We start from the raw sequence: 26,430 nt of genomic DNA, 5'->3' as shown, positions 1-26,430 counted from the left end.
CCTCAGATCAATTCGCGAACGTCGATGAAACGACCGTTGACGGCAGCAGCGGCGGCCATGGCCGGGCTCACCAGGTGAGTACGCCCACCCGCGCCTTGGCGCCCTTCGAAGTTACGGTTGGAGGTCGACGCGCAATGCTCGCCCGACTCCAGGCGGTCCGGGTTCATCGCCAGGCACATCGAGCAGCCCGGCTCACGCCATTCAAAACCGGCTTCGAGGAAGATCTTGTCCAGGCCTTCGGCTTCCGCCTGGGCTTTAACCAGCCCGGAACCTGGCACCACAATGGCTTGTTTGATGGTCGAGGCCACCTTGCGGCCTTTGGCGATCACCGCCGCGGCGCGCAGGTCTTCGATCCGCGAGTTGGTGCAGGAACCGATAAACACGCGGTCCAACTGGATGTCGGTGATCGCCTGGTTGGCGGTCAACCCCATGTATTTCAAGGCGCGCTCGATGGAGCCACGCTTGACCAGGTCGGCCTCTTTGGCCGGGTCCGGCACGTTCTGGTCGACGGCCAGGACCATTTCGGGCGAAGTGCCCCAGCTGACTTGCGGCTTGATCTGCGCAGCGTCGAGTTCGACCACGGTGTCGAACACCGCATCGGCGTCGGAGACCAGGTCTTTCCACGCTTCGACGGCGGCATCCCAATCGGCGCCTTGCGGCGCGAACGGGCGGCCCTTGACGTATTCGACGGTTTTTTCGTCCGCCGCCACCATGCCCACGCGGGCACCGGCTTCGATGGACATGTTGCAGATGGTCATGCGGCCTTCAATGGACAGGTCGCGGATAGCACTGCCGGCGAACTCGATGGCATGGCCGTTGCCGCCGGCGGTGCCGATCTTGCCGATCACGGCGAGCACGATGTCTTTGGCGGTCACGCCAAACGGCAATTGGCCTTCGACGCGTACCAGCATGTTCTTCATTTTCTTGGCCACCAGGCACTGGGTGGCAAACACATGCTCCACCTCGGAAGTACCGATGCCGTGGGCCAGGGCGCCGAACGCACCATGGGTGGAGGTATGAGAGTCACCGCAGACCACGGTCATGCCCGGCAAGGTGGCGCCCTGCTCCGGGCCGATGACGTGGACGATGCCTTGGCGCACGTCGTTCATCTTGAATTCGGTGATGCCGTATTCGTCGCAATAATCGTCGAGGGTCTGCACCTGCAAACGCGAAACCTGGTCGGCAATGGCTTCGATGCCGCCCTTGCGCTCAGGAGTGGTCGGCACGTTGTGGTCCGGAGTGGCGATGATGGAGTCGACGCGCCAAGGCTTGCGCCCGGCCAGTCGCAGGCCTTCGAACGCTTGGGGCGAGGTCACTTCATGGATGATGTGACGGTCGATGTAGATCAGCGACGATCCATCATCGCGACGTTTCACTTCGTGGGAATCCCAAAGCTTGTCGTAAAGCGTTTTGCCGGCCATCAGTCGGTCCTCATCAGCGGTGCTTCTATACGCCGGGCTTTTCAATAACCCTTTGGCTTGTGAGGCTGATGGTATGGCGCTACATTAAATAACTCAAATTCATATTTTTTATGCTTTGGATTACCAACTGGAATAGCACCATGGACCTGGCCAACCTCAACGCCTTTATCGCCATCGCCGAGACCGGCAGCTTCTCCGGCGCCGGCGAACGCCTGCACCTGACCCAGCCGGCCATCAGCAAGCGCATCGCCGGTCTGGAACAACAATTGAAGGTACGGCTGTTCGACCGCCTGGGCCGCGAAGTCGGCTTGACCGAGGCCGGGCGGGCATTGCTGCCCCGCGCCTATCAAATCCTCAACGTGCTGGACGACACCCGCCGGGCCCTGACCAACCTCACCGGCGAAGTCAGCGGGCGCCTCACTCTGGCCACTAGCCACCATATCGGTCTGCATCGCCTACCGCCGATCCTGCGCACCTTCACCCGGCAATATCCGAAGGTGGCGTTGGATATTCAGTTTCTGGATTCAGAAGTGGCCTACGAAGAAATCCTCCATGGCCGTGCGGAAGTCGCGGTAATCACCCTGGCGCCTGAGCCCCACAACCTGGTACGTGCAACCCGGGTGTGGGACGACCCACTGGATTTTGTGGTGGCGCCGGAACACAGCCTGATCAGCAACGGTTCCGTCAGCCTGGGCGATATCGCCGGGCATCCGGCCGTGTTTCCCGGTGGCAACACCTTTACCCACCATATTGTCAGCCGCCTGTTCGAGGCCCAGGGCCTGACGCCCAATATCGCGATGAGCACTAACTACCTGGAAACCATCAAGATGATGGTCTCCATCGGCCTGGCCTGGAGCGTGTTGCCGCGCACCATGCTTGACGATCAGGTGGCAAGTATCGCTTTGCCGGGCATACAGCTCAGTCGCCAGCTAGGCTATATCGTGCACACCGAAAGGACGCTGTCGAACGCTGCGCGGGCTTTCATGAGCCTGTTGGATGCACAGGTCGATCTGCCAGGGTTACCGGCATGACACCGTGCGGGCCAGGGGTTTAGGTCAAACCGCGCGGTTTTCTCAATGAGCCAAGGCCCTTTGATAATGCGCAACCCCCTTGACCCGATTCCCCCCCTGCCCCGCATCTACGCCCTGGACCCTCAAGCGGCGGAACAAAGCTGGGACAGTGCCCCGCAACTGCTGACGGCCCTCAATGCCGCGCGGCTGGGTGCCTGGTGCTGGGAAATCGACACAGGAAGAATCAGTTGGTCACGGGGCACCCAGGCGTTATTCGGCTTTGACCCGCGCCAGCCTCTGCCCAAGGACCTCGACTATCTCGACCTGCTGGCTCCGCAAGACAGTGCGCGGGTGGTGCGCGGCTTTCATGCGGTGCTCGCCGGAGAGCCGTTCGACCGCGCCATGCACCACCGCATCCAATGGCCCGATGGCAGCGTGCACTGGTTGGAAATCAGCGGCAGCCTGGTTCCCGATAAAGCCGGACGGCGTCGCATGATCGGGGTCATCCGCGAAATCACCCACCAACGCGACCGTGAACACGCCCTCAGCCATTCGGAAAAGCGCTTCGCCACCCTGTTCCACCTGTGCCCGAACATGGTACTGCTGACGCGCCAGGCCGACGGTTTGATCAGCGAAGCCAACCAGTATTTCGAAATGCTGTTCGGCTGGCCGGTGGCTGATGTCATCGGCCGCACCACCCTGGAACTGGGCCTGTGGCGCCACCCGGAACAGCGGGCGCTGCTGGTCAAGGCCACGCAACGCAAAGGCGAACCCATCACCATGGAAGTGCAGTTCTGCGCCAGCAACGGCCAGATTCATGACGGCACCCTCAGCGCACAAAAGGTGGAACTGGACGGCGAGGCGTACCTGATCAGCACCTTTCTGGACATCACCGAACGCAAAAACGCCGAGCAAGCGCTCAAGGAAAGCCAGGAGCGCCTGGACCTGGCTCTGGATTCCGCGCAACTGGGCACCTGGGATTGGCACATCCCCAGCGGCATGCTCTACGGCTCGGCGCGTGCCGCCCAGTTGCACGGGCTGGAACCCGCGCCGTTCCATGAATCCTTCGATGCGTTTTTTGAGGGCATGTCCGATGAGGACCGCGAGGGCATGCGCCATGCGTACCGCAGTTTGCGCGAAGGCCCGGACGGCAACTATCAGCTGACCTACCGCGTGCAAATGGAAGACGGCAGCCCGCGCTACCTGGAGAGCCGCGCACGCCTGTATCGCGATGAGTCAGGCAAGCCCCTGCGCATGGCAGGGACCTTGCTGGATATCACCGACCAGGTCGAGCGCGAGCAACGGCTGACCGCCTCGGAAGAAAAGTTCGCCAGCCTGTTCCAGGCCAGCCCCGACCCGATCTGCGTGACCTGCCTGGACAGCGGCGCCTTTATCGAGATCAACCCGGCGTTTACCCAGACGTTTGGCTGGACAGCCGCCGAAGTGCTCGACAAAAGCGCGGAACAAATCGGCTTGTGGGACGACTCCAGCAAGCGCCTGCAGCGCATCGAGCAGGTGATACGCGAACAGGCCCTGAGCAATGTGGCTATCGTGGTGCATCACAAGGACGGCCAAAGCCTGACCTGCATGATTTCCAGCCGCTTGATCAAGGTCAGTGACCAGCCGTGCATCGTCACCACGCTGCGCGATATTACCCAACAGCAACGCTCGGAAGCCGCACTCAAGGCCAGTGAAGAGAAGTTCGCCAAGGCGTTCCATTCCAGCCCCGATGCGATATCCATCACCGAACGCGACACCGGCCGTTACGTGGAGGTCAACGACGGTTTTTGCCGCCTGACCGGTTACCGCACCGAAGAAGCCATCGGCCTGACGCTGTACCAGATCGGCATCTGGGCCGATGAAAACCAACGCGCCGCACTGTTGGCCGAGTTGCACATCAAGGGGCGCATTCACCACCTGGAAATGCTCTGGCGCAACAAGCGTGGCGAGGTTCTGGCGGTGGAGGTCTCGGTGGAGCCGATCACCTTGAATGAAACCCCCTGCCTGCTGCTGACCGCGCGGGATGTGAGCCTATTGAAGAACGCCCAGGCGCAGATCAGGCACCTGGCCTATCACGACCCGCTGACCAACCTGCCGAACCGGGCACTGCTGATGGACCGCCTGAGCCAGCAGATCGCCCTGCTCAAGCGCCACAACCTGCGCGGCGCCCTGCTGTTTCTGGACCTGGATCACTTCAAGCACATCAACGACTCCCTCGGCCACCCCGTTGGCGACACCGTGCTGAAAATCGTCACCGCGCGCCTGGAAGCCAGCGTGCGCACGGAGGACACCGTGGCGCGCCTGGGCGGCGACGAGTTTGTGGTATTGCTCAGCGGCCTGGAGGGCACCCGCCAGACGGTCAGCAGCCAGGTGCAAGCGCTGGCCGATACCCTGCGCGAATTGCTCTCGGAACCCATGTTTCTCGACGGTCACCGGTTGCAGGTCACGCCCAGCATCGGCGTGGCGCTGATCCCCGACCACGGCACCACACCCGCCGATCTGCTCAAGCGTGCCGACATCGCCCTGTACCGCGCCAAGGACTCCGGGCGCAACACCACGCAGATGTTCCACAACAGCATGCAAAAAACCGCCAGCGAGCGCCTGCGCATGGAAACCGACTTGCGCCTGGCTTTGTCACGCGGCGAATTCAGCGTGCATTACCAGCCCCAGGTGGATGCGCGAGGCAACAGGATAATCGGCGCCGAAGCCCTGGTGCGCTGGCAGCATCCACAATTGGGTGCGCAGTCGCCGGCGGAATTTATCAAGGTATTGGAAGACAGCGGCCTGATCCTGGAGGTCGGCACCTGGATTCTCGATGAAGCCTGCGGCGCCTTTGCCCAGTTGATTGCCGACGGCCTGGTGGACCCGCTCAATTTCAGCCTGTGCGTGAATATCAGCCCGCGGCAGTTTCGCCAGAACGACTTTGTGGAACGGGTGGAGCACAGCCTCAAGCAACACGGCCTGCCGTTCAGCCTGCTGAAACTGGAAATCACCGAAGGCATCGTGATCCAGAACCTGGACGACACCGTGATGAAGATGCGCCGCCTTAAAAAACTCGGCGTGAGCTTTGCGATGGATGATTTCGGCACCGGCTACTCATCCCTGACCTATCTCAAGCGCTTGCCGGTGGACGCACTGAAGATCGATCAGTCGTTCGTGCGCGATGCGACCCACGACCCCAATGATGCAGAAATCATCCGCGCCATTGTGGCGATGGCGCGCAGCCTGAACCTGGAAGTCATCGCCGAGGGGGTGGAAACCCTGGAACAGCTGGCGTTCCTGCAAAAGCTGGGCTGCCATTTGTTCCAGGGGTATTTACACAGCCGGCCATTGCCGATCGAGGGTTTCAGGCGGTTGCTGGAATAGGGCCGCGCCTGATCACGCGAGGTGCAAAAGATGCAGCCAAGCGCCACTGCCGTCAACGGAGCCGCCCGCCTGGCTGCCTGTTCAATTACATAAGCGCTACAGCATCGCCGTAGGTAGGGGCCGAGCCTCGGCGCCCCCACAACTCTTCACGACCATTGATAACCGCTACCGAATGCTTATCCCGGTTGCACATACCCACTTGCCCACCGGCGAGCGCACTGACGGGTACCCTTCTCATGTGTTTCCTCAACCCCAGGCGCAGAAACCCTTCCCCCGGCCCCCACTCATCCTCCCCATTGTTCAGGCTGCGAATGGCAGCATGAAAACTCCTGCTCGCCGTACCATCGTTGTCTTCCATCTGCGCGCGCTTGGCGCTGACGGCAAAAAGAAAATGCGCATCCTTGAGCATCTCTTTATCGGGACCTATAAACCGCGAACCTTGTGCTGCTTGTGCCAACTCCGAGTCGGTCAATCTCAGCTGAAAATCGTCGCGCATGACCACCCGATAACCGCCAGGCTCTTTTCTCACCGAGTGAAAAATGTCCGTTGGGCTTTGACCAAATCGGTACATGGCTGCCTTGATGGCCGATACGGTAACGCAGTTGCCATCTGGCCCTTGGCGAAAGCCACTCCAGATATTCTCCGGCTTAGCCCCATTACGCTTTATCGAAAGACCCGGAATATTTGCGGCGACCTCAGGCTTTGGTGGCAGCGGTTCAGGTATGACCCGAGGCGGAACCTCAGGCAGAACCCTGGGCTGAGGAGGAGTATCAGGAACTGTCGTATCTTTTTTACCGGACAACAGAGAAATCAGCTGTGAAAAAAAAGACGCAAAGAGACCCGACAATGTAGTGACTAATTCCATATTAGCACCAATGCTATTTTTAGCTGTCTCGACAGTCCCGTAATTAACCGGAGTGCACTGAAGAGTGTCATTAATGGGTTTTAACGTATCAACAGGTGCCACCTGACGGACATCTATCACGCGCGCAATATTATTAATCGAACAGCACGACACAAGTTTCTCCTTAAACAGTACTTCTCCGAGTAGTATGCCTCGGAGAAGCCCCCGTTTTATTCAAGCGTTCTTATGAGCCAGCGGGTTTCAAGATCTGGACGAAAGTCGAGCATTGAAGCGCCAGTTTTTGTCGAATTTATTCTCAGCAGGACCTGGGCTGGTCAAATCCGGAACAAACTTATCGGGCTGTGGCGCGGGTGTAGGTATCGGGTTGGTATCCGGATTCGGGCCTGGCTGTGGCACGGGGTTCGATTCAGGCTTCGGACCCGGCTGTGGCACGGGGTTCGATTCCGGCTTCGGACCGGGCTGCGGCACGGGGTTCGATTCCGGCTTCGGACCCGGCTGTGGCACGGGGTTCGATTCCGGCTTCGGACCGGGCTGCGGCACGGGGTTCGATTCCGGCTTCCGACCCGGCTGGGGCACGGGGTTCGATTCCGGCTTTGGACCCGGCTGGGGCACGGGGTTCGATTCCGGCTTTGGACCCGGCTGTGGCACGGGGTTCGATTCCGGCTTTGGACCCGGCTGCGGCACCGGGTTCGATTCCGGCTTTGGACCGGGCTGCGGCACGGGGTTCGATTCCGGCTTCGGACCTTGCCTGGGATTTAAGTCCGGGGTTGGCCCGTCCTTTGTATCAGGGCAGTGACAGTGAGCGACATTGATGTTCACATGCACATTTGCTTCAGCATCATTAGTGACACTCACTGAAGGCATCGGCACTGACGGCTTCACTGGATGATCGTTTCTACCCGGTTTCGGCGTCAATCCGCCGTGATCTATTAACACCCCCGGACCTTTTGCATCCGGCCTCACCGGTTGATCAGTCGTACCTGGCTTCACCGGCTGGTCTTTTGCATTCGGCTTCACCGCTTGATCAGTCGTACCTGGCTTCACGAGCTGGTCTTTTGCATCCGGCTTCACCGCTTGATCCGTCGTACCTGGCTTCACCGGCTGGTCTTTTGCATTCGGCTTCACCGACTGATCAGTCGTACCTGGCTTCACCGGCTGGTCTTTTGCATTCGGCTTAACCGCTTGATCAGTCGTACCTGGCTTCACCGGCTGGTCTTTTGCATCCGGCTTCACCGCTTGATCAGCCGTACCTGGCTTCACCGGCAGGTCTTTTGCATTCAGCTTCATCGCTTGATCAGTTGTAGCTGGCTTCACGGGCTGGTCTTTTGCCTCCAGATCAGGCGTAACACTTTTCCCCAAAAGCATCTCCCGCATGGATTTGAAGAACTGCTCGAGCATGTCAAATACTCTGGTGAGCGCCGTCGCACTCACCATGACCTCACTGTTTTCATTGCGTGCAGATGCGGGGTTGAGGTTGAAATGGCTCGTCGGAGGTTTAGGTTGCATGTCGACTTTCAACGGGGTCGGCAACTGCCCGCTCAGAGGTGATGTATCAACTTTGACAAAGGGCGAATTATTGACAGATAGAGACATTCATAAACTCCTTAATCGGCGCCACCTGACTCCGTTAAATGGCCAGGGAAGCAATAGCCTTAATGAACTGCAAGCAACAGCACTGCCTGACAGCTGCTAATTTGTGGGAGTTAACGCTGACCAGTTCCTAAAATCGCGCGTCATATAAAGAAACCAAACCAAATTTTCAGACTTTGCCTCGTGCTTTTTAAAGAACACCTCGATTTGCCGCCCCCGCACGTGTGCGTGGCAGAAATACAGATTAATAACTCACCTAAAACGCAACTTGTCGATACAATTCAAAACGCCGCGTAACCGCCCACTTTGATATTTCGCGCGAACATATAAGACACAACCAGAACCACGCAACCGAAGACATATATTTATAAATAAACTTACACAGAGAAACTTTTGAATTTAAAAAACCTATAACGTGCCTGTTTATTACCGAGCAACATTCAACCTATGTGAGAACAAACTGCGAGCGCTCTATAAAGGGCGTCAAGTTCAGCCATAGATAATCCCAACAAACAAAAAAATGCCCCATATCTCTCAATATGGGGCATTTTTTGAAACAGGACGCCGACTCAAATAATGTTGTACCCACCATCAACGGACATTGAAGGGTTACAACTCATAACGTTGCCGGTTGTGGGTGAGGCATGCCAAGCAAGCGGCTAACCTGTTCCAATGCGGTTTCACGACGCAGGGCCGTAAACAGCTCGACCGCCTCCGGGTAATTACGCGTCAACATCGCCAGCCATTGCTTCAAACGGCCCGGCGCCTGCTTTTCAGTCAACTGGGCTACCGATTGACGCCAGAACTCGCGGAGCATGGGTTGCATCTGCGCCCAGGTCATCTCCACTACTTCTTCGCCAGCGCGCGCGGCAGCGATTTGCCGGGCCAGGTCGGGCCGCGCGACCAAGCCGCGCCCCAACATGATGTCTTCTACGCCGCTGATTTCCCGGCACCGCCGCCAATCTTCAACACTCCATATATCACCATTGGCAAACACTGGCACCTTCACCACGTCTTGCACACGCGGGATCCACTCCCAATGGGCGGGGGGCTTATAGCCATCGGTTTTGGTACGCGCATGTACCACGATATGCGCCGCACCACCTTCTGCCAGGGCCGTTGCACACACCAACGCGCCATCCGGGCTGTCGAAGCCCAGGCGCATCTTGGCGGTCACCGGGATATGGGCAGGTACGGCACGGCGCACATGTTCGACGATCTGGTTGAGCAGCTCCGGCTCCTTGAGCAGCACCGCACCGCCGCGGGACTTGTTGACGGTCTTGGCTGGGCAGCCGAAGTTCAGGTCGATGACTTGCGAACCCAGCTCGCAGGCCAAGGCGGCGTTCTCCGCCAGGCAAACCGGGTCGGAGCCCAGCAATTGCACACGCAACGGCACGCCCGCAGCGGTGTGCGCACCGTGCAGCAGTTCCGGGGCGAGCTTGTGGAAATAGGCAGGTGTGAGCAGGCGGTCGTTGACCCGGATGAACTCGGTCACGCACCAGTCGATACCACCCACGTGGGTCAACACGTCCCGCAGGATGTTGTCGACCAACCCCTCCATGGGCGCCAAAGCAATTTGCATGGAAAACACTCAACAAAAATCGTGGCGCAGTTTACTGGGTTTCCTGCGGCAACCGTTAACCCCCTGTCAGGGCGGGGCCGTAACCTTCAATAAACTCGGCGGGCATACGCTTGGGCTTGCCGCTGGACAACTCAATACATACGAAGGTTGTTTGCGCACGCAGCAGGGTCGCGCCGTCACGGGGGCGCACAAGCTGGAAACGACGGGTCATTTTCAGGCGTTGGTCCCAATCGACGATCCAGGTGGCCAGTTGTAACTCATCGCCCTCATAGCCTGCGGCCAGGTAGTCGATTTCATGGCGCACCACGGCCATGGCGCGGTCCAGGCGGCGGTATTCGGTGAGGTCCAGCCCCAGGCGCTGCGAATGGCGCCAGGCGCAACGCTCCAGCCATGAGACGTACACCGCATTATTGGCGTGCCCCAGGCCGTCGATGTCCTCAGCCGCAACCTGCAGATCGATGATGAACGGCGTTGCCAAATCCCAGCCCATGCCTTGCTCCAGTCGATTGATGTCGGCGGGGCAGTGTATCAGGCGCTTTGGCGCTCCTGTAGACGGCAGCCGGCCAATAGGGCGAGTACAGCGTCGATGACCTGCGGGTCGGCGAGCACTTTCTGGTGGCCACCCTGCTCCAGGCGCAGCAGGCGGCTGTCGAACCAGGCTTCGTGAATGGCTTGAGCCGCCCTGACCGGAACGAAGGTGTCGTCTTCGGCGTGCACGATCAGGCCGGGAATGTTCAGCTGGTAGTGGGCCACGTCCAGATGCTTGAGCGGCATGCCCATGCTCAACTCCACCTCTTGGATAAAGGCTGAGCGCGCCCGTGGCGGCAAGCCGACCATGCGGGTGAACCCGCGTAGCACATCCAGAAAGCGCGACGGTGCGGCAATGCTGACCAATGCCTGCGTACGCAACCCCAACTGCACCGCCAACATCGCACTGGCGCCGCCCATGGAATGGCCGACCACCGCATACAGCGGTGGCAGCTCGGCCGCCGCCTCAAGCATGGCGCGGGCAAACAGCAGCACATGGGCTTCACGCCCTGGCGAACGACCGTGGGCGGGACCGTCCAGGGCTATCACCGAATAGCCGTTGTCGACCAACGCCGTGATCAAGCTGGCGAATTGAGTCGGCCGGCCTTCCCAGCCATGCATCAGCAGCACCGCCGGGCCATGCCCCCAACGCAATGCCGACAGGCCGAAACGCAGAGTGATGCGCTCCGACTGGGCCAACAGCGGCAACTCCCAGTCACGCGGCGGCAGATCGCGCGGGGTCATGAAGGTGCGACGCATCTTGCTGGCGACAGCATGCGGCGCAAGGCGCCCCACCGTGCCATTGAAACCACGAACCCAGGTCAATGCGCCCATCTTGCATCCCCTTTTTCAGCGTACCGCCGACTTGGCCGCACGTATAACCCGATCTGATAACTCGCCGGGCCCGAGTGCCCGCGCCAGGGTCAGCCCCCCTACCATCAAGGCCATGTCCGCCAGGGCCTTGTCGATGTCTTCGGGGCTGCCGGCCAATTGCGCGGCCATCAACTCGACGTGCTCGTTCAAAACCTCGCGAAAAGCGTCCGGCAAGCGGCCCATCTCCCCCACCGTCGCGGGCAACGGGCAGGCCTGGGTCGTGGAGTCGCGGTGCTTTCGCGACAGATAAAACGCGGCGACCAACGTGCGGCGCTCTTCGCCGGTCAGTTGTTCGTCCAAGTCATCGATGGAGGCGCGACGCTGCGCCAGCAACTGGCTGAACGCTTCCAGCATCAGCGCATCCTTGCTTTCAAAGTGCGCATAGAAGCCGCCGACCGTCAGCCCCGCCGCCCCCATCACTTCGCCCACACTGGGCTCAGCCGGGCCACGCTGGATCAACGCCGCGCTGGCAGCCTGCAAAATACGTTCGCGGGTTTGCGCTTTTTTATCGCTCATCGAAGCCTCCGTCTTTCATGGGTTGAATATTATTACCATAATAATATTTGGCAAGCGATAAGCACGACCGCCGGTCAGAACAGAAAAATGGGTAATAAAGGAGGGAATTGGCTAAACGCCAGACAAACAAAAGGGCCATTCAATAATTGAATGACCCTTAAAAATCCCGCAGAGCGGGTAATCGTGGCGTCCCCTAGGGGACTCGAACCCCTGTTACCGCCGTGAAAGGGCGGTGTCCTAGGCCACTAGACGAAGGGGACACAAACCTTCTATACAACAGATCAGCGCTGAGAACTGATCGATTCAAGGACGGTGTGGCCGGAACCTTGAACCTGTAAAATTGGTGGAGCTAAACGGGATCGAACCGTTGACCTCTTGCATGCCATGCAAGCGCTCTCCCAGCTGAGCTATAGCCCCGGATTTTTCGTCTCGCGACGCAGCAGACCTTTCGAGCTGCTTGTTGAAACTGGCGTCCCCTAGGGGACTCGAACCCCTGTTACCGCCGTGAAAGGGCGGTGTCCTAGGCCACTAGACGAAGGGGACAAAACCTTCTGTACATCTGATCAGAGCTGAGACCTGATCAATTCAAGGACGGTGTGGCCGGAACCTTGAACCTGTAAATTGGTGGAGCTAAACGGGATCGAACCGTTGACCTCTTGCATGCCATGCAAGCGCTCTCCCAGCTGAGCTATAGCCCCTCATCGGTGAGGACGGGGCGAATCTTAATGGCGGTTTGGAAACGTGTCAAATTTATTTTCAACAATTTCCAAAATTTTTTGCCGGGATAACAATCACTTACCGACGAAACCCCGGAAAACCGGGGTTTCGTGCCCTAAGCGGCCTGCTTAGGCGATAGCGCCCAGCAGCTTTTCCCATTCCTTGTTTTCTTTCTTCGACACACCACCAAGCAAATCAAGGGCTTGGCGCAGACGGAAACGGGTCAGGTCCGGGCCGAGAATTTCCATCGCATCAAGCACCGACACCGAACTGGCCTGCCCGGTGATGGCGGCAAACATCAGCGGCATGGCATCGCGCAGTTTCAGCTCAAGGGATTCCACCACCGCCTGGATGGTCGCGGTAATCGCATCCTTCTCCCACTGACGCAGGCTTTCAAGCTTCCACAGGATCAACTGCATCAGCTGGCGAACCTGGTCACCGGAGAGCTTCTTCGACTCGAACAGCTTGGGATCGGGATTCACGCCGCCAGCAAAGAAGAAACTGGCCAAGGGCGCGACCTGGCTGAACGTCTCTACCCTGCCCTGCACCAGTGGCGCGATCTTCATCATGTACTCGGGGTTCAACGCCCACTGCTGCACACGGCTGGCGAACTCTTGCACCGGCAGGTCACGCAGCCACTGGCCGTTGAGCCACGAAAGCTTCTCGATATCGAAGATCGGGCCGCCGAGGGAGACGCGGGACAGGTCGAAGTTGTCGACCATTTCCTGCAACGAGAACTTCTCGCGCTCGTCCGGCATCGACCAGCCCATGCGGCCCAGGTAGTTGAGCATCGCCTCGGGCATGAAGCCCATGCGCTCGTAGAAGGTCACCGACGTGGGGTTCTTGCGCTTGGACAGCTTGCTCTTGTCCGGGTTACGCAGCAGCGGCATGTAGCACAGCTGCGGTTGCTCCCAGCCGAAGTATTCGTACAGCAGGATCAGTTTCGGCGCCGATGGCAGCCACTCTTCGCCGCGCAGCACATGGGTGATGCCCATCAGGTGGTCATCGACCACGTTCGCCAGGAAGTACGTCGGCAAGCCGTCGGTCTTCATCAGCACCTGCATGTCCATGCGGTCCCACGGGATCTCGACGTCACCGCGCAGCATGTCCGGCACCACGCAAACGCCTTCGCTTGGCACTTTCATACGAATGACGTGAGGCTCACCGGCGGCCAGGCGCGCAGCCACTTCTTCCTTGGACAACAGCAACGCACGACCATCGTAACGCGGGGTCTCGCCACGGGCCTGCTGCTCGGCGCGCATCTGGTCCAGTTCTTCGGCGGTGCAGAAGCACGGGAAGGCATGGCCCATGTCAACCAGTTGCTGGGTGTATTGCTTGTAGATGTCGCTGCGCTCGCTCTGGCGATACGGGCCATGCGGGCCGCCGACATCCGGGCCTTCAGCCCAGGTAATGCCCAACCAGCGCAAGGCATCGAAAATCTGCTGTTCCGACTCACGGGTGGAACGCAGTTGATCGGTATCTTCGATCCGCAGGATGAATTCACCACCATGCTGCTTGGCAAAGCAGTAGTTGAACAAGGCGATGTAAGCAGTACCGACGTGGGGATCCCCAGTGGGCGATGGCGCAATGCGCGTGCGGACGGTGGTCATGGCAGGTCTCGAATGGGCGATAAAACTGAAAATTGAAACAAGGGGCGAATGGTAACAGCCTGGGGGATATCTGGAAAACCGAGGCGCGGCCATCGCAGGCAAGCCAGCTCCCACATTTTGACCGTGTTCACAGATCAATGTGGGAGCCGGGCTTGCACGCGATGGGGCCAGCCCAATCAACGTAAATCAAACAGCCAGCAGGCGCTCACGCAACTTGCCAATCTCATCACGCGTCTGCGCCGCCGCTTCAAACTCCAGATCCCGCGCCAACTGGTACATCTTCTCTTCCAGCTGTCGAATCCGCTTGGTGATCTCACTCGGTGAGCGCAGTTCGTTCTCGTACTTGGCGCTCTCCTCGGCGGCCTTGGCCATGCCCTTGCGCTTCTTGCTGCGCGAGCCGGGGACGGTGGCGCCTTCCATGATGTCGGCAACGTCCTTGAACACACCTTTGGGGGTAATGCCGTGTTCCAGGTTGAACGCGATCTGCTTGTCGCGACGACGCTGGGTCTCGCCAATCGCACGCTCCATGGAACCGGTGATGCGGTCCGCATACAAGATCGCCCGCCCATTGAGGTTACGCGCCGCTCGACCGATGGTCTGGATCAGCGAGCGTTCGGAGCGCAGGAAGCCCTCCTTGTCCGCATCCAGGATCGCCACCAGCGACACTTCCGGCATGTCCAGGCCTTCACGCAGCAGGTTGATCCCCACCAGCACATCGAAGGTGCCCAGGCGCAGGTCGCGGATGATTTCCACGCGTTCTACGGTGTCGATGTCCGAGTGCAGGTAACGCACACGCACGCCGTGGTCGGCCAGGTAATCAGTCAAATCTTCGGACATGCGCTTGGTCAGGGTGGTGACCAGCACCCGCTCTTCCAGGGCCACGCGCTTGTTGATTTCCGAGAGCAAGTCGTCGACCTGGGTCAGCGCCGGGCGAATTTCGATTTCCGGGTCCACCAGGCCAGTGGGACGTACCAGTTGCTCGATGACGCGGCCCGCGTGCTCGGCTTCATAGTTGCCGGGCGTAGCGGAGACGAAGATGGTCTGCGGGCTGATGGCTTCCCACTCGTCAAAGCGCATTGGCCGGTTGTCCAGCGCCGATGGCAGGCGGAAACCGTATTCCACCAGGGTTTCCTTACGTGAGCGGTCGCCCTTGTACATGGCCCCCACCTGCGGCACGCTAACGTGGGATTCGTCGATCACCAGCAAGGCGTCCGGCGGCAGGTAGTCATAGAGGGTCGGTGGCGGCGCCCCGGAGTCACGGCCCGACAGGTAACGCGAGTAGTTTTCGATGCCGTTGCAGTAGCCCAGCTCCAGGATCATCTCCAGGTCGAAGCGGGTGCGCTGCTCCAGGCGCTGGGCTTCCACCAGCTTATTGTTGGAACGCAGGTATTCCAGGCGCTCGGCCAGCTCGACCTTGATGCCCTCGATGGCGCTCATCAGGGTTTCGCGCGGGGTCACGTAGTGGCTTTTCGGGTAGAAGGTGAAGCGTGGCAGCTTGCGGATCACCTCGCCGGTCAATGGGTCGAAGGCTGACAGGCTTTCGACCTCATCATCGAACAGTTCGATGCGGATGGCTTCCAGGTCGGATTCGGCCGGGTAGATGTCGATCACATCGCCGCGCACCCGGAAGGTGGCGCGGGCAAAATCCATGTCGTTACGGGTGTACTGCAGGCTCGCCAGGCGGCGCAACAGTTCGCGCTGGTCGAGTTTGTCGCCGCGATCGACGTGCAGCACCATCTTCAAATAGGTTTCCGGGCTACCCAGACCATAGATGCACGACACCGTGGTGACGATGATCGCGTCTTTGCGCTCCAGCAGTGCCTTGGTGGCCGACAGCCGCATCTGCTCGATGTGGTCGTTGATCGACGCATCCTTCTCGATAAAAGTATCGGACGACGGCACATAGGCTTCGGGCTGGTAGTAGTCGTAGTAGGAAACGAAGTACTCCACCGCGTTGTTGGGGAAGAACGCCTTGAACTCACCGTAGAGCTGCGCCGCCAGGGTTTTGTTTGGCGCCAGCACCAGGGTCGGGCGGTTGGTCTGGGCGATCACATTGGCGATGCTGAAGGTCTTGCCGGAACCGGTCACCCCAAGCAGCGTCTGGTGCGCCAGGCCGGCCTCGATGCCTTCGACCATCTGACGAATGGCTTCCGGTTGATCGCCGGCGGGTTCAAAACGGGTAACGAGCTGGAAATCCGACATAACGTACCTCGTGAAGTCACCCCAGACTCGACACCGCCAGGGACGAAATAGCTCAGCACCCCGCGAATAATCATCGCAGGTTGCAGGAAAAAACCATGATAGCTGTAGAAGTGGTGTCGAATGTGACGGGTTTCAAGGCCGTCTTCCTACACGACCTTTATCGTCAATGTTGCAATAAGACTAACGGTCAGCAAATAAACCGAAAAACTTGGCCGAAAAGCCGTTTCCGTTGTCGCTCTCAGCCGTGATGGCCTCTATACTAGCTCCCCGTTTGTGCACCGCTCTAGTGCATTCGGCTGGAGCGCGACACGTCCCTCCTACCCCCCATAGAGCTGCCGCAAAAATGAGCCTGTTCTCCGCTGTCGAAATGGCACCACGCGATCCAATCCTGGGCCTCAACGAAGCATTCAACGCCGACACACGAACCACCAAGGTGAACCTTGGCGTGGGCGTTTACTGCAACGAGGAGGGGAAGATTCCACTCTTGCGTGCCGTTGCCGAAGCGGAAGCCATTCGTGTGGCGCAACATGCCGCCCGTGGCTACTTGCCAATCGACGGCATCGTGGCGTACGACCAGGCCGTGCAAAAGCTGCTGTTTGGCGCTGAGTCGCCACTGTTGAGCGCAGGCCGTGTGATTACCGCCCAGGCCGTGGGCGGCACTGGCGCGCTGAAAATCGGCGCCGACTTCCTCAAGCAACTGCTGCCCAACGCCGTCGTCGCCATCAGCGACCCAAGCTGGGAAAACCACCAGGCGCTGTTTGAAAAAGCCGGTTTCCCGGTGCAGACCTACCGCTACTACGACGCCGCCACCCACGACGTGAACCGTGCCGGCCTGCTCGAAGACCTCAACGCCCTGCCGCCACAGTCCATCGTGGTGCTGCACGCTTGCTGCCATAACCCGACCGGCGTCGACCTCAGCCCGGCCGACTGGCAAAACGTGCTGGACGTGGTCAAGGCCAAGAACCTGGTGCCGTTCCTCGACATGGCCTACCAGGGCTTCGGCGATGGCATCCACGAAGACGCCGCCGCGGTGCGCCTGTTCGCTGAGTCGGGCCTGACCTTCTTTGTATCCAGCTCGTTCTCCAAGTCGTTCTCGCTGTATGGCGAACGCGTAGGCGCGCTGTCGATCGTCAGCGAGTCCAAGGAAGAAAGCGCGCGCATCCTGTCCCAGGTCAAGCGTGTGATCCGCACCAACTACTCCAACCCGCCGACCCACGGCGCAGCCATCGTCGCCGCCGTACTCAACAACCCGGAACTGCGCGCCCAGTGGGAAGCCGAACTGGCCGAGATGCGCCTGCGCATCCGTGGCATGCGCGAGCAGATGGTGGCCGAACTGGCCAAGGCTGCTCCAGGCCATGACTTCAGCTTCGTCGGCCGCCAGCGTGGGATGTTCTCCTACTCCGGCCTGACCGTTGAGCAAGTCACCCGCCTGCGCACCGAATTCGGCATCTATGCGCTGGATACCGGTCGCATCTGTGTGGCGGCGCTGAACCAGTCGAACATTGGTGCAGTGACCAAGGCGATTGTCCAAGTGCTGTAAGCGGACACACGTTATACGAAGGGGGAAGCCAATGGCTTCCCCCTTTTTATTGGCGAACGCACTAGACTGAACACCGACTGCCCCCTTGCTGTGAGAGCTTTATGAGAAACGACGACCTGGATCTGCGCGCCGACCGCGACGAACTGCACGACTACGCCCCACGCGCACCGCAAGCCAAGCGGCAGAAGAGCTTGGTGCTGCAGGTAGCGCTGGGAGTATTCCTCGGTGGGTTGGCGTTATGGCTGGTACAACTGGGCGCCACGGCAATCATGGCCAAACTGGCCATGGGCACCCTGCAATTTGGTGGCTGACCCGCTCTCCTGTAGGAGCGAGCTTGCTCGCGAAAAACCCAAAGACACCGCGTTCATCCAGAATGCCCGCGTTATTGTTAACGGTCTTCGCGAGCAAGCTCGCTCCTACAAAACCCGCGTTCTTGCAGCAGTTTTACGAAACTGTTCAAACTCTGCGACACCGTGCCCCGCCGCCAGATCAGCCAGGTATTCAAGATACGGAACGTGTCGGGCAGCGGCCACACGCTCACCGCCGCACACCCCGGCATACTCTCCAGCATACTGCGCGGCATCAGCGCCAGCCCGGCCCCGGCGCTGACACAGGCCAACATGCCGTGGTACGACTCGATCTCGAAGATCCTGCCGGGCACCGCGCCATCCTGTGAGAACCAGCGTTCGAAGTGATGCCGGTACGAACAGTTGGAACGAAACGTATAGATGTTCTCGCCATTCACATCCTGCCCGCGGGTGATCGGCGCGTGATGCAGCGGCGCAATCACCACCATCTCTTCCTCGAACACCGCCACACCCTCCAGCGTGGAATGCAGCACCGGCCCGTCGACAAAGGCCGCCGTCAACCGCCCGGACAGCACACCCTCAATCATGGTGCCCGAGGGGCCCGTGCTCAGGTCCAGCTCGACCTTGGTGTATTGCTGGTTATACGCCGCCAATAATGCCGGGATACGCACCGCCGCCGTGCTTTCCAGCGAACCCAAGGCAAACGCGCCCTGGGGCTCCTCCCCCGCCACCGTGGCGCGAGCTTCCTGCACCAGATCGAGAATACGCCGCGTATAGCCGAGGAAATTCCACCCGGCCGGGGACAACCGCAAGCGGCTCTTCTCGCGGATAAACAACTCCACGCCCAAATCCTGCTCCAGTTGCTTGATGCGCGTGGTGAGGTTCGACGGCACCCGATGAATCAACTGGGCGGCAGCGCTGATGCTGCCTTGCTCGGCAACGGCCTTGAAGATTTCCAGCTGCACCAGATCCAAATCATTCTCCAATCATGCACATGATCGTTCCCACGCTCTACGTGGGAACGCTGCCTCGGACGCTCCGCGTCCGATCGTTGGCGCGACGCGGAGCGTCATGGGATGCATTCCCACGCAGAGCGTGGGGACGATCTAACATTCTCGAATTGAGAACATATTACTTATTATTATTCAGTTTCCAGAAAACATACAACACCGTACGCTGGCCCTATTCCACTCATTCAGCCGGACGGTGCCATGAACAATGTTATCTCCCACCAGACCCACGCCCTGTCGATCAACCCCGCCAACGGCGAAACAGTCGGCAACTACCCCTACGAAAGCGCAGAACAACTGAACGCCGCCCTCGCCCGCTCGACCGATGCCTTCCGCACCTGGCGCCGCACGCCTGTGAGCCAGCGCGCCGAATACCTGCTGGCCCTGGCTGCCGCCCTGCGTGAGCAAGCTGAAGACATGGCGCAAATGATCACCCTGGAAATGGGCAAACCCATCGCCCAGGCCCGTGCCGAAATCGAAAAGTGCGCCCAACTGAGCGAATGGTACGCCGCCCACGGCCCGGCCATGCTCGCCCCGGAGCCCACCCTGGTGGACAACGGCAGCGCCCGGATCGAATACCGCCCACTGGGGCCGATCCTCGCGGTAATGCCGTGGAACTTCCCGGTGTGGCAAGTGCTGCGCGGCGCGGTGCCGACCCTGCTCGCCGGCAACACCTACGTGCTCAAACATGCGCCCAACGTAATGGGCAGCGCCTACCTCATCCAGCAAGCATTGCGCAAAGCCGGTTTTGCCGAAGGCGTGTTTGAAGTCATCAACGTGACCCAGGATGGCGTGTCCACCGCCATCGCCGACCCACGCATCGCCGCTGTGACCCTCACCGGCAGCGTGCGCGCCGGCATCGCCATCGGCTCACAGGCCGGGGCCGCATTGAAGAAATGCGTGCTGGAACTGGGCGGCTCCGACCCGTTTATCGTGCTCAACGACGCCGACCTCGACGCTGCCGTACAAGCCGCCGTCATCGGCCGTTTCCAGAACAGCGGCCAAGTCTGCGCCGCCGCCAAGCGCTTGATCATCGAAGCGGGCGTGGTTGAAGCCTTCACCGCCAAGTTCCTTGAAGCCAGCCGCGCCCTGGTGATGGGCGAGCCCACCGCGGACGCCACCTATATCGGCCCCATGGCGCGCTTTGATCTGCGTGACGAACTGCACGGCCAGGTCCAGGCGACCCTGGAAGAAGGCGCCACGCTGCTGCTGGGCGGCCATAAAGTCGCGGGCGCGGGCAATTACTATGAACCGACCATCCTGGCCGACGTCACCGACCACATGACGTCGTTCAAACAGGAACTGTTCGGCCCCGTGGCATCGATCATCACCGCCCGCGACGCCGAGCACGCCGTGGCGCTGGCCAATGACAGCGAGTTTGGCCTGACCGCGAGCATCTTCACGGCCGATTCCGCAAAGGCGCGGGCGATTGCCGATCAGTTGGAAACCGGCGGGGTCTTTGTCAACGCGTTCAGCGTGTCGGACCCGCGGGTGGCATTTGGCGGCGTGAAGAAAAGCGGGTTCGGCCGCGAGCTGTCGCACTTCGGCGTACGCGAGTTCTGCAATGCGCAGACGGTATGGCTGGATCGTAAGTAGCCTGCCAGCATTGGCGCTTCAACAATTAATATGCCGTCGCACGCACTGCACCAAACCGTCCAGTGCCGGGGGATTCACCGGCGCGAGTACACAGACTGTGTGCTCGCGCTCGCCCTCCGCTACTGTCAGGGTGTAATGCACTCGGCCTGGGTTGCCAGGCTCGGGATCGGTGCTTTGCGGCAACTGGAAAAAATCGCACGCTTCAATCAGTTGCCGCAACTCCTGCTGGTCGGGCTCGGGCAACGCGTCCAACTCTACCGTGCGCGGCTTGGCCAACCCTGGAAAAAACGCCGGTCCGCCGCTTTCCTTGATTGAAATTCGCATGGCTGTTCCTCGCCGCGCAGGCGGCTTCGTCAAACGTTTATACCTACCGCTTTCCAGCCTTCCTTGACTGCCTTGTGCTCAGCTTTGTTCACACCATAAAGCTGACCGGCAATATCGTGGGTAATGCGCGCAAAACGCAAAAACCCGGAATTGGGCCGCAGCCGCGAATCGCGCAGTGCGTCATACCAGATACGCCCGGCACGCTCCCAGGCGAACCCGCCAATCCGGGTGGCCACCTGATAGAACGCGTGATTGGGAATGCCGGAATTGATATGCACCCCGCCATTGTCCTCGTAAGTTTGCACAAAATCATCCATGTGCCCAGGCTGTGGGTCTTTGCCCAGCAGCTTGTCATCAAACGCAGTGCCTGGCGCCTTCATCGAGCGCAGCGCCGTGCCCTTGATCTTTTTGGTAAACAGCCCCTTGCCGATCAACCAGTCGGCGTCCTCGGCCGTTTGCTTCAGCGCGTACTGCTTGATCAACGAGCCAAACACATCCGACAACGACTCGTTCAGCGCACCGGATTGATTGAAATACATCAGCTTGGCTTCATCCTCGGTCACGCCATGGGCCAACTCATGGCCAATGACGTCGAGTGCCACGGTAAAGCGGTTGAACAACTGCTGGTCGCCATCGCCGAACACCATCTGGGTCGAGTTCCAGAAGGCATTGTTGTAGTCCTGGCCGAAGTGCACCGTGGCGTCCAGCGCCATGCCCGCATCGTCGATGGAATTGCGATCGAATACCTGGTCAAAAAAATCGAAGGTTGCGCCCAGGCCGTCATAGGCTTCGTCTACTGCGGCATCGCCACTGGCGGGCTGCCCTTCACCACGAATCAGCTTGCCGGGCAGGCTGTCGGTGTTTTCGGCGCTGTAGATCGAGCGTTGCTTCTCGGCGCCCACGGCCAGTGCCATGCGGGCCGGGCCCTTGGCGGGTACCGCGACCATGCGCAACGAGCGGAACGTGCTGTCCTTGGCACGCGTGCGTAATGCGACTTCCCGTTGGGCTTTGTCGCCGTGGCGGGCGATCTGGTCGAGCATGTACGGCGGGATCAGGCAAAAAATCGGGTTGCGCGGTTGGCGAACACACATGAGCTGGCTCCTTTTTGGCGTGTGATGAACGTCCGGGTAACGGTTTTCAGGATAGTCCTGAGTTAGCCACCTGGGCCAAATTGTCATGGTTTTGTGTTTCAGTGGTGTTTATCCCAGGCCCATAAGGAACATGCCCATGCCCGCCCGCGCAGCCAACATCGACCTTTCCCACCGCCCAAGGCTTGCCGACCTGCGCCCATTGGTCGCGGCCAGCCCCACCCTGCTGGAAGCCAGAGCCGCGACGCCGCGCGTCACAGCGGCCAAGGACCTCAAAAACCGCGCTGGCTATGCCGACGACTTCCTCAGCGACTTCGTGGTGCCATGGCCCACGGTTGACCAGCCACTGGCGGGCGATGTGCAACCCAAGCGCCTGGACTACACGCATTTCTCCATCACCATGTCGCGCGCTCGACGACTGGCGCTGTACGTGGGGGTGAATATCGATGGCGCCAAGCATGTGGACATCACGCGCAGCAACGACACCTGGGCCTACGATGGTCGCCTGCCCCTGGAGGCGCAGGTAGGTGAAGACCTTTATGCCGGCAATGGCCTGGACCGTGGCCACCTGGTGCGGCGCCAAGACCCCAACTGGGGCGATGAGGCCAACACCGCCAACTTCGACACCTTTCACTTCACCAACTGCTCGCCACAGATGAGCGGCTTCAACCAGAAGACCTGGCTGGAGCTCGAAGACTACATTCTCGACAACACCCAGCGCTGGAAAGCCCGAGCCACGGTGTTTACCGGGCCAGTGTTCGCCGATGACGACCGACTGTACCGTGGCGTGAAAATCCCCAAGGCGTTCTGGAAATTAGTGGCCTACCTCAGCGACGATGGCAAGCCGTCCGCCAGCGCCTACATGATTGACCAGAGCCGCGAACTGGGCCAACTCGACCTGGTATTCGGCCCGCTTCGAACCTACCAGCGCAGTGTGATTGCGATCGAACAATTGACCGGTATCCGCTTCGCCAACCTGGCCGACTACGACGGCTTCAGCAACGAAGAGCGCGCCACAGGCACCCGGATCGAAGCGCTGATCCGCGGCCCCCAGGATATTCGGCTCTGACGCTTCTTTTGTAGGAGCGAGCTTGCTCGCGAAGCACCTGAGAACGCCGCGGCGCATCAGGCTCCCCGCGTTATCGTTAGCGACCTACGCGAGCAAGCTCGCTCCTACAGGGGGTGATCGCTTACCATACCGCCGCCGGTTCCCGTATGGGACTAACAGGGAATTCGAAACGCCGCACGCGACGTGAAACGAAACTGCCCCCGCAACTGTAGATGCCGAGCCTGCCCTTGAATGCCACTGGACCACGTCCGGGAAGGCGGGGCATGGCGACGACGCATCAGTCAGGAGACCTGCCGGCCCAGCTAACTCACTAACCGGCGGGGTGTCCGGGAAGGACATCCTGGCCCTGCGCATCAGCAGCCTCCATGGGCGTATTTCCGAGCCGTACCTCCCCTGCTGCACCTACGGTTCACAAGGAGATCGCCTCATGCTGCCACGCGTTACCGCCCTGATCGCAGGCTTGGGTATGTGTGCCCTGGCGCAAGCCGCGCCCACTCAGTACCCGCTGACCCTGCAAAACTGCGGCAGCACCCTGACCTTCCAGCACGCCCCCGCCCGCAGCGTCACCATCGGCCAGGCCGCCACCGAGATGCTGTATGCCCTGGGCGTGGGCGTGGGCGACAAGGTGGTCGGCACTTCGCTGTGGTTCAACAACGTGGCGGCGCAGTACAAGGCCCAGGACGATCACATCGAGCGCCTGGCCAACAACGAGCCCAGCTTCGAAGCCGTACTCGCCAAGCGCCCGCAACTGGTGGCCGCCGAGCTGGAATGGGTGGTGGGCCCCCAAGGCGTGGTCGGTACCCGTGAGCAGTTTCATGAACTGAAGATCCCCACCTACCTGTTGCCGTCCGATTGCGAAGGCAAGGACAACCTGGTCGGCGCCGACGGCACGCGATTGGAGCCCTTTCGCATCGAGACGATCTACCAGAGCCTCCAGCAACTGGCGCAGATTTTCGACGTGCAGGATCGCGGCCAACAACTGACCGACGAACTCAAGGCGCGCCTGGCCAAGTCCGTCGCCACGGCCCAGGGCAAGGGCTTGCAGCAAGCCAGCGCACTGGTGTGGTTTTCCAGCGCCGAAATGGCCAGCGACCCTTACGTAGCCGGCCACAAAGGCGTGCCGCAATTCATGCTGCAAACCCTTGGCTTGCGTAACGTGGTGCAGTCCGATGAGGAGTGGCCTGCCGTCGGCTGGGAAACCATCGCCAAGGCCAATCCCACCTTCCTGGTGATCGCACGCATGGATCGCCGTCGCTACCCGGCCGACGACCATGAAAAGAAACTCGCCTTCCTGCGCAGCGACCCCGTGACCCGCAACATGGACGCGGTGAAGAACAACCGCATCATCATCCTCGACGCTCTGGCCTTGCAGGCGAGCCTGCGCACCTTCGAGGGCCTTGAACAACTGGCGGCCGCCATTGACGGCTACCACCTAGGCCAATGATGCGCACCCTACTCGCCCTGGCGTTGCTGCTGCTCGCCCTGCTCGCTGGCGTCGCCATCGGTGAAACCGCCATCGAACCGCAGGTGGTGCTGCAGGTGCTCGCCAATAAACTCTGGGGCGCCAGCTATGCACTGGACCCCATCGACGAAGGCGTGGTGTGGAACTACCGCCTCACCCGTGCATTGGTGGCCGCAGCTTGCGGCGCAGGGTTGGCGACGTGCGGCGTGATCCTGCAATCGCTGCTGCGTAACCCGCTGGCCGACCCGTACCTGCTGGGCATCAGCGCCGGCGCGTCAACCGGTGCGGTACTCGTGGCCTTGATAGGCGTGGGCGGTGGCCTGGTGTCGTTGTCGGCGGGCGCGTTTGTGGGGGCGATGGCGGCCTTTGCGCTGGTGACTCTGCTCGCACGAGCCAGTGGATCGTCCAGCGGCACCGGGCAGATTATCCTCGCGGGCATCGCCGGTTCACAGTTGTTCAATGCCCTGACCGCGTTCCTGATCACCAAGTCGGCCAGCTCCGAACAAGCCCGCGGCATTATGTTCTGGCTGCTGGGCAACCTCAGCGGCGTGCGCTGGCCGTCGGTGTGGTTGGCGGTGCCGGTGGCGGTCGTGGGGCTCGCGGTGTGCCTGTGGCACCGGCGTGCACTGGATGCGTTCACCTTCGGCAGCGACTCCGCAGCCTCCCTCGGCATCCCGGTGCGCCGCGTGCAATTTGTGCTGGTGGCCTGCGCCGCGTTGGTAACGGCGGTGATGGTGTCTATCGTCGGCTCCATCGGGTTTGTCGGCCTGGTGATTCCCCATGCGGTGCGCCTGTTGCTTGGCACCGGGCATTCGCGTTTGCTGCCAGCCAGTGCCTTGGGTGGCGCGCTGTTTTTGATCGCTGCAGACGTGCTGTCGCGCACCTTGATCAAGGGCCAGGTGATTCCGGTGGGTGTGGTCACCGCATTGGTGGGCGCGCCGGTGTTTGCGCTGATCCTGATCGGCCGGAGGAATGCCCGATGAGCGTACTCAGTTGCCGCGGCCTGGGCTTCAAAGTGCGCGACGCGCAGTTGCTGCGAGACATTGACCTCGACGTGCAGTTGGGTGAAACCCTCGGTATCGTCGGGCCCAACGGTTCAGGCAAATCCACCCTGCTCAAATTGCTGGCCGGATTACGTGTGCCGGCCAGCGGCGAAGTTCGCCTGGGTGGCAAGCGGCTCGGTGAGTTGTCGCGCCGCACCATCGCGCAGCAATTGGCGGTTGTGGAGCAACAGGCCGACACCGACGACGCCATCCGCGTGTTCGACGCCGTGGCCCTGGGCCGCACACCGTGGCTGTCGGCATTGAGCCCGTGGTCGCGTGAAGACGACGCCATCGTGCACCAGGCCCTGCATGACGTAGACGCCACCCACCTGAGCCAACGCGCCTGGCGCAGCCTCTCGGGTGGCGAACGCCAGCGCGTGCACATCGCCCGCGCCCTGGCGCAACGCCCGCAGATTTTATTGCTGGATGAGCCGACCAATCACTTGGATATCCAGCATCAACTGGCGATCCTCAAAGGTGTGCAAAGCTTGCCGGTGACCACCTTGATTGCGCTGCATGATCTGAATCAGGCGTTGACCTGTGATCGCCTGGCCGTGCTGGATCGCGGGCAACTGGTGGCACTGGGCGCGCCGCTGGAGGTGCTGACGCCGCAGCGTTTACAAGAGACCTTCGGGGTGCAGGGGCATTACCTGACGGACCCGTTCGACGGCGCGCAAATCCTGCGCCTGCGCTCCAACTGAACCTGTAGG

General features: G+C 60.5%; 21 protein-coding genes, 4 tRNA genes and 1 riboswitch. Of the genes, 9 read left to right on the top strand and 16 right to left on the bottom strand.

The window, feature by feature from the left end; all coding sequences use genetic code 11:
• Positions 1–2 precede the first annotated feature (2 nt).
• A complete protein-coding gene (gene leuC / locus HU730_RS21670; protein WP_003192562.1) occupies positions 3–1,421 on the bottom strand; it encodes a 3-isopropylmalate dehydratase large subunit in 1,419 nt (472 codons plus the stop codon).
• Positions 1,422–1,561: 140 nt separating this feature from the next.
• Here leuC and HU730_RS21665 point away from each other — a divergent pair, with 140 nt between their 5' ends.
• Both HU730_RS21665 and HU730_RS21660 read left to right on the top strand, forming a co-directional pair.
• Entirely contained in the window at positions 1,562–2,452 is an 891-nt protein-coding gene (locus tag HU730_RS21665; protein WP_034126233.1) for a LysR family transcriptional regulator, read from the top strand.
• A gap of 66 nt (positions 2,453–2,518) precedes the next feature.
• Positions 2,519–5,797 (top strand): PAS domain S-box protein, encoded by a 3,279-nt coding sequence (locus HU730_RS21660; protein ID WP_186527885.1) that lies wholly within the window; start codon positions 2,519–2,521, stop codon positions 5,795–5,797.
• Positions 5,798–5,882: 85 nt separating this feature from the next.
• Here HU730_RS21660 and HU730_RS21655 read toward each other — a convergent pair whose 3' ends face one another.
• From HU730_RS21655 to uvrB, 12 genes are all read right to left on the bottom strand, one after another.
• Positions 5,883–6,662 carry a hypothetical protein gene (locus HU730_RS21655; RefSeq protein WP_186527886.1) on the bottom strand — a complete coding sequence of 260 codons (780 nt, stop codon included), beginning with the start codon at positions 6,660–6,662 and terminating at the stop codon, positions 5,883–5,885.
• 240 nt (positions 6,663–6,902) lie between these two features.
• Positions 6,903–8,255 carry a hypothetical protein gene (locus HU730_RS21650; protein WP_217862481.1) on the bottom strand — a complete coding sequence of 451 codons (1,353 nt, stop codon included), beginning with the start codon at positions 8,253–8,255 and terminating at the stop codon, positions 6,903–6,905.
• Between the two features lie 613 nt (positions 8,256–8,868).
• Entirely contained in the window at positions 8,869–9,834 is a 966-nt protein-coding gene (locus HU730_RS21645) for a tRNA-dihydrouridine synthase (protein ID WP_034126231.1), read from the bottom strand.
• A gap of 55 nt (positions 9,835–9,889) precedes the next feature.
• Entirely contained in the window at positions 9,890–10,324 is a 435-nt protein-coding gene (locus HU730_RS21640) for a thioesterase family protein (protein WP_020300953.1), read from the bottom strand.
• 38 nt (positions 10,325–10,362) lie between these two features.
• On the bottom strand, positions 10,363–11,196 hold the full coding sequence (locus HU730_RS21635) for an alpha/beta fold hydrolase (protein ID WP_054921654.1): 834 nt from the start codon (positions 11,194–11,196) through the stop codon (positions 10,363–10,365).
• A 15-nt stretch (positions 11,197–11,211) separates the two neighbouring features.
• A complete protein-coding gene (locus tag HU730_RS21630; protein ID WP_054898574.1) occupies positions 11,212–11,751 on the bottom strand; it encodes a TetR/AcrR family transcriptional regulator in 540 nt (179 codons plus the stop codon).
• A gap of 184 nt (positions 11,752–11,935) precedes the next feature.
• Positions 11,936–12,011 (bottom strand) — tRNA-Glu (locus HU730_RS21625).
• An 81-nt stretch (positions 12,012–12,092) separates the two neighbouring features.
• A tRNA-Ala gene (locus HU730_RS21620) sits at positions 12,093–12,168 on the bottom strand.
• A gap of 50 nt (positions 12,169–12,218) precedes the next feature.
• Positions 12,219–12,294 (bottom strand) — tRNA-Glu (locus HU730_RS21615).
• A gap of 79 nt (positions 12,295–12,373) precedes the next feature.
• Positions 12,374–12,449 (bottom strand) — tRNA-Ala (locus HU730_RS21610).
• A 147-nt stretch (positions 12,450–12,596) separates the two neighbouring features.
• Entirely contained in the window at positions 12,597–14,078 is a 1,482-nt protein-coding gene (gene gltX, locus HU730_RS21605; protein WP_032896132.1) for a glutamate--tRNA ligase, read from the bottom strand.
• A 186-nt stretch (positions 14,079–14,264) separates the two neighbouring features.
• Positions 14,265–16,280 carry an excinuclease ABC subunit UvrB gene (gene uvrB / locus HU730_RS21600; protein WP_057977608.1) on the bottom strand — a complete coding sequence of 672 codons (2,016 nt, stop codon included), beginning with the start codon at positions 16,278–16,280 and terminating at the stop codon, positions 14,265–14,267.
• 343 nt (positions 16,281–16,623) lie between these two features.
• On the opposite strand from uvrB, the gene HU730_RS21595 reads away from it, so the two are divergent.
• Together HU730_RS21595 and HU730_RS21590 are read left to right on the top strand one after the other, a co-directional pair.
• Positions 16,624–17,820, top strand: a complete 1,197-nt coding sequence (locus HU730_RS21595; RefSeq protein ID WP_034116881.1) for an amino acid aminotransferase — start codon at positions 16,624–16,626, stop codon at positions 17,818–17,820.
• Between the two features lie 101 nt (positions 17,821–17,921).
• Positions 17,922–18,131: a hypothetical protein gene (locus HU730_RS21590; protein ID WP_005789784.1), complete on the top strand. Its 210-nt coding sequence runs from the start codon at positions 17,922–17,924 to the stop codon at positions 18,129–18,131.
• Between the two features lie 77 nt (positions 18,132–18,208).
• Here the strand turns inward: HU730_RS21590 and HU730_RS21585 are convergent, their stop codons facing one another.
• The gene (locus HU730_RS21585) at positions 18,209–19,102 is read right to left on the bottom strand and encodes a LysR family transcriptional regulator (RefSeq protein WP_057977606.1); all 894 of its coding nucleotides are present in this window, start codon (positions 19,100–19,102) and stop codon (positions 18,209–18,211) included.
• 237 nt (positions 19,103–19,339) lie between these two features.
• Here HU730_RS21585 and HU730_RS21580 point away from each other — a divergent pair, with 237 nt between their 5' ends.
• Entirely contained in the window at positions 19,340–20,734 is a 1,395-nt protein-coding gene (locus tag HU730_RS21580; RefSeq protein ID WP_186527518.1) for an aldehyde dehydrogenase family protein, read from the top strand.
• 18 nt (positions 20,735–20,752) lie between these two features.
• On the opposite strand, the gene HU730_RS21575 is transcribed toward HU730_RS21580, so the two are convergent.
• Entirely contained in the window at positions 20,753–21,058 is a 306-nt protein-coding gene (locus HU730_RS21575; protein WP_034126226.1) for a protealysin inhibitor emfourin, read from the bottom strand.
• A 29-nt stretch (positions 21,059–21,087) separates the two neighbouring features.
• Positions 21,088–22,149: a M4 family metallopeptidase gene (locus tag HU730_RS21570; RefSeq protein ID WP_054898578.1), complete on the bottom strand. Its 1,062-nt coding sequence runs from the start codon at positions 22,147–22,149 to the stop codon at positions 21,088–21,090.
• A 136-nt stretch (positions 22,150–22,285) separates the two neighbouring features.
• Here HU730_RS21570 and HU730_RS21565 point away from each other — a divergent pair, with 136 nt between their 5' ends.
• The 4 genes from HU730_RS21565 to HU730_RS21550 all read left to right on the top strand — a co-directional run bounded on the left by HU730_RS21565 (position 22,286) and on the right by HU730_RS21550 (position 26,421).
• Positions 22,286–23,215: a DNA/RNA non-specific endonuclease gene (locus tag HU730_RS21565; protein ID WP_186527517.1), complete on the top strand. Its 930-nt coding sequence runs from the start codon at positions 22,286–22,288 to the stop codon at positions 23,213–23,215.
• A gap of 119 nt (positions 23,216–23,334) precedes the next feature.
• Positions 23,335–23,528, top strand: a riboswitch (cobalamin riboswitch).
• A 114-nt stretch (positions 23,529–23,642) separates the two neighbouring features.
• Positions 23,643–24,659, top strand: coding sequence for an ABC transporter substrate-binding protein (locus tag HU730_RS21560; protein ID WP_186527516.1), 1,017 nt, complete (start codon positions 23,643–23,645; stop codon positions 24,657–24,659).
• Positions 24,656–25,660, top strand: a complete 1,005-nt coding sequence (locus tag HU730_RS21555) for an iron ABC transporter permease (protein ID WP_034126222.1) — start codon at positions 24,656–24,658, stop codon at positions 25,658–25,660. Before HU730_RS21560 ends, HU730_RS21555 begins: the two co-directional genes overlap by 4 nt.
• Positions 25,657–26,421 (top strand): ABC transporter ATP-binding protein, encoded by a 765-nt coding sequence (locus HU730_RS21550; RefSeq protein ID WP_186527515.1) that lies wholly within the window; start codon positions 25,657–25,659, stop codon positions 26,419–26,421. Before HU730_RS21555 ends, HU730_RS21550 begins: the two co-directional genes overlap by 4 nt.
• The last annotated feature ends 9 nt before the right edge of the window (positions 26,422–26,430 follow it).

The sequence above is a fragment of the Pseudomonas sp. SWRI22 genome (assembly GCF_014268395.2).
Lineage (GTDB): Bacteria > Pseudomonadota > Gammaproteobacteria > Pseudomonadales > Pseudomonadaceae > Aquipseudomonas > Aquipseudomonas paracarnis.
Note: the sequence above shows the minus strand (reverse complement) of the source record. Positions and strands in the feature narration are given on the sequence as shown.

Excerpts from the sequence above, each read along its gene's own strand:
- uvrB (WP_057977608.1), bottom strand. The coding sequence starts at position 16,280 with ATGTCGGATTTCCAGCTCGTTACCCGTTTTGAACCCGCCGGCGATCAA.
- HU730_RS21655 (WP_186527886.1), bottom strand. The coding sequence starts at position 6,662 with ATGGAATTAGTCACTACATTGTCGGGTCTCTTTGCGTCTTTTTTTTCA.
- HU730_RS21650 (WP_217862481.1), bottom strand. The coding sequence starts at position 8,255 with ATGTCTCTATCTGTCAATAATTCGCCCTTTGTCAAAGTTGATACATCA.
- HU730_RS21550 (WP_186527515.1), top strand. The coding sequence starts at position 25,657 with ATGAGCGTACTCAGTTGCCGCGGCCTGGGCTTCAAAGTGCGCGACGCG.
- HU730_RS21630 (WP_054898574.1), bottom strand. The coding sequence starts at position 11,751 with ATGAGCGATAAAAAAGCGCAAACCCGCGAACGTATTTTGCAGGCTGCC.
- HU730_RS21640 (WP_020300953.1), bottom strand. The coding sequence starts at position 10,324 with ATGGGCTGGGATTTGGCAACGCCGTTCATCATCGATCTGCAGGTTGCG.
- HU730_RS21595 (WP_034116881.1), top strand. The coding sequence starts at position 16,624 with ATGAGCCTGTTCTCCGCTGTCGAAATGGCACCACGCGATCCAATCCTG.
- HU730_RS21645 (WP_034126231.1), bottom strand. The coding sequence starts at position 9,834 with ATGCAAATTGCTTTGGCGCCCATGGAGGGGTTGGTCGACAACATCCTG.
- leuC (WP_003192562.1), bottom strand. The coding sequence starts at position 1,421 with ATGGCCGGCAAAACGCTTTACGACAAGCTTTGGGATTCCCACGAAGTG.
- HU730_RS21560 (WP_186527516.1), top strand. The coding sequence starts at position 23,643 with ATGCTGCCACGCGTTACCGCCCTGATCGCAGGCTTGGGTATGTGTGCC.
- HU730_RS21590 (WP_005789784.1), top strand. The coding sequence starts at position 17,922 with ATGAGAAACGACGACCTGGATCTGCGCGCCGACCGCGACGAACTGCAC.
- HU730_RS21565 (WP_186527517.1), top strand. The coding sequence starts at position 22,286 with ATGCCCGCCCGCGCAGCCAACATCGACCTTTCCCACCGCCCAAGGCTT.
- HU730_RS21555 (WP_034126222.1), top strand. The coding sequence starts at position 24,656 with ATGATGCGCACCCTACTCGCCCTGGCGTTGCTGCTGCTCGCCCTGCTC.
- HU730_RS21665 (WP_034126233.1), top strand. The coding sequence starts at position 1,562 with ATGGACCTGGCCAACCTCAACGCCTTTATCGCCATCGCCGAGACCGGC.
- HU730_RS21580 (WP_186527518.1), top strand. The coding sequence starts at position 19,340 with ATGAACAATGTTATCTCCCACCAGACCCACGCCCTGTCGATCAACCCC.
- HU730_RS21635 (WP_054921654.1), bottom strand. The coding sequence starts at position 11,196 with ATGGGCGCATTGACCTGGGTTCGTGGTTTCAATGGCACGGTGGGGCGC.
- gltX (WP_032896132.1), bottom strand. The coding sequence starts at position 14,078 with ATGACCACCGTCCGCACGCGCATTGCGCCATCGCCCACTGGGGATCCC.
- HU730_RS21660 (WP_186527885.1), top strand. The coding sequence starts at position 2,519 with ATGCGCAACCCCCTTGACCCGATTCCCCCCCTGCCCCGCATCTACGCC.
- HU730_RS21575 (WP_034126226.1), bottom strand. The coding sequence starts at position 21,058 with ATGCGAATTTCAATCAAGGAAAGCGGCGGACCGGCGTTTTTTCCAGGG.
- HU730_RS21570 (WP_054898578.1), bottom strand. The coding sequence starts at position 22,149 with ATGTGTGTTCGCCAACCGCGCAACCCGATTTTTTGCCTGATCCCGCCG.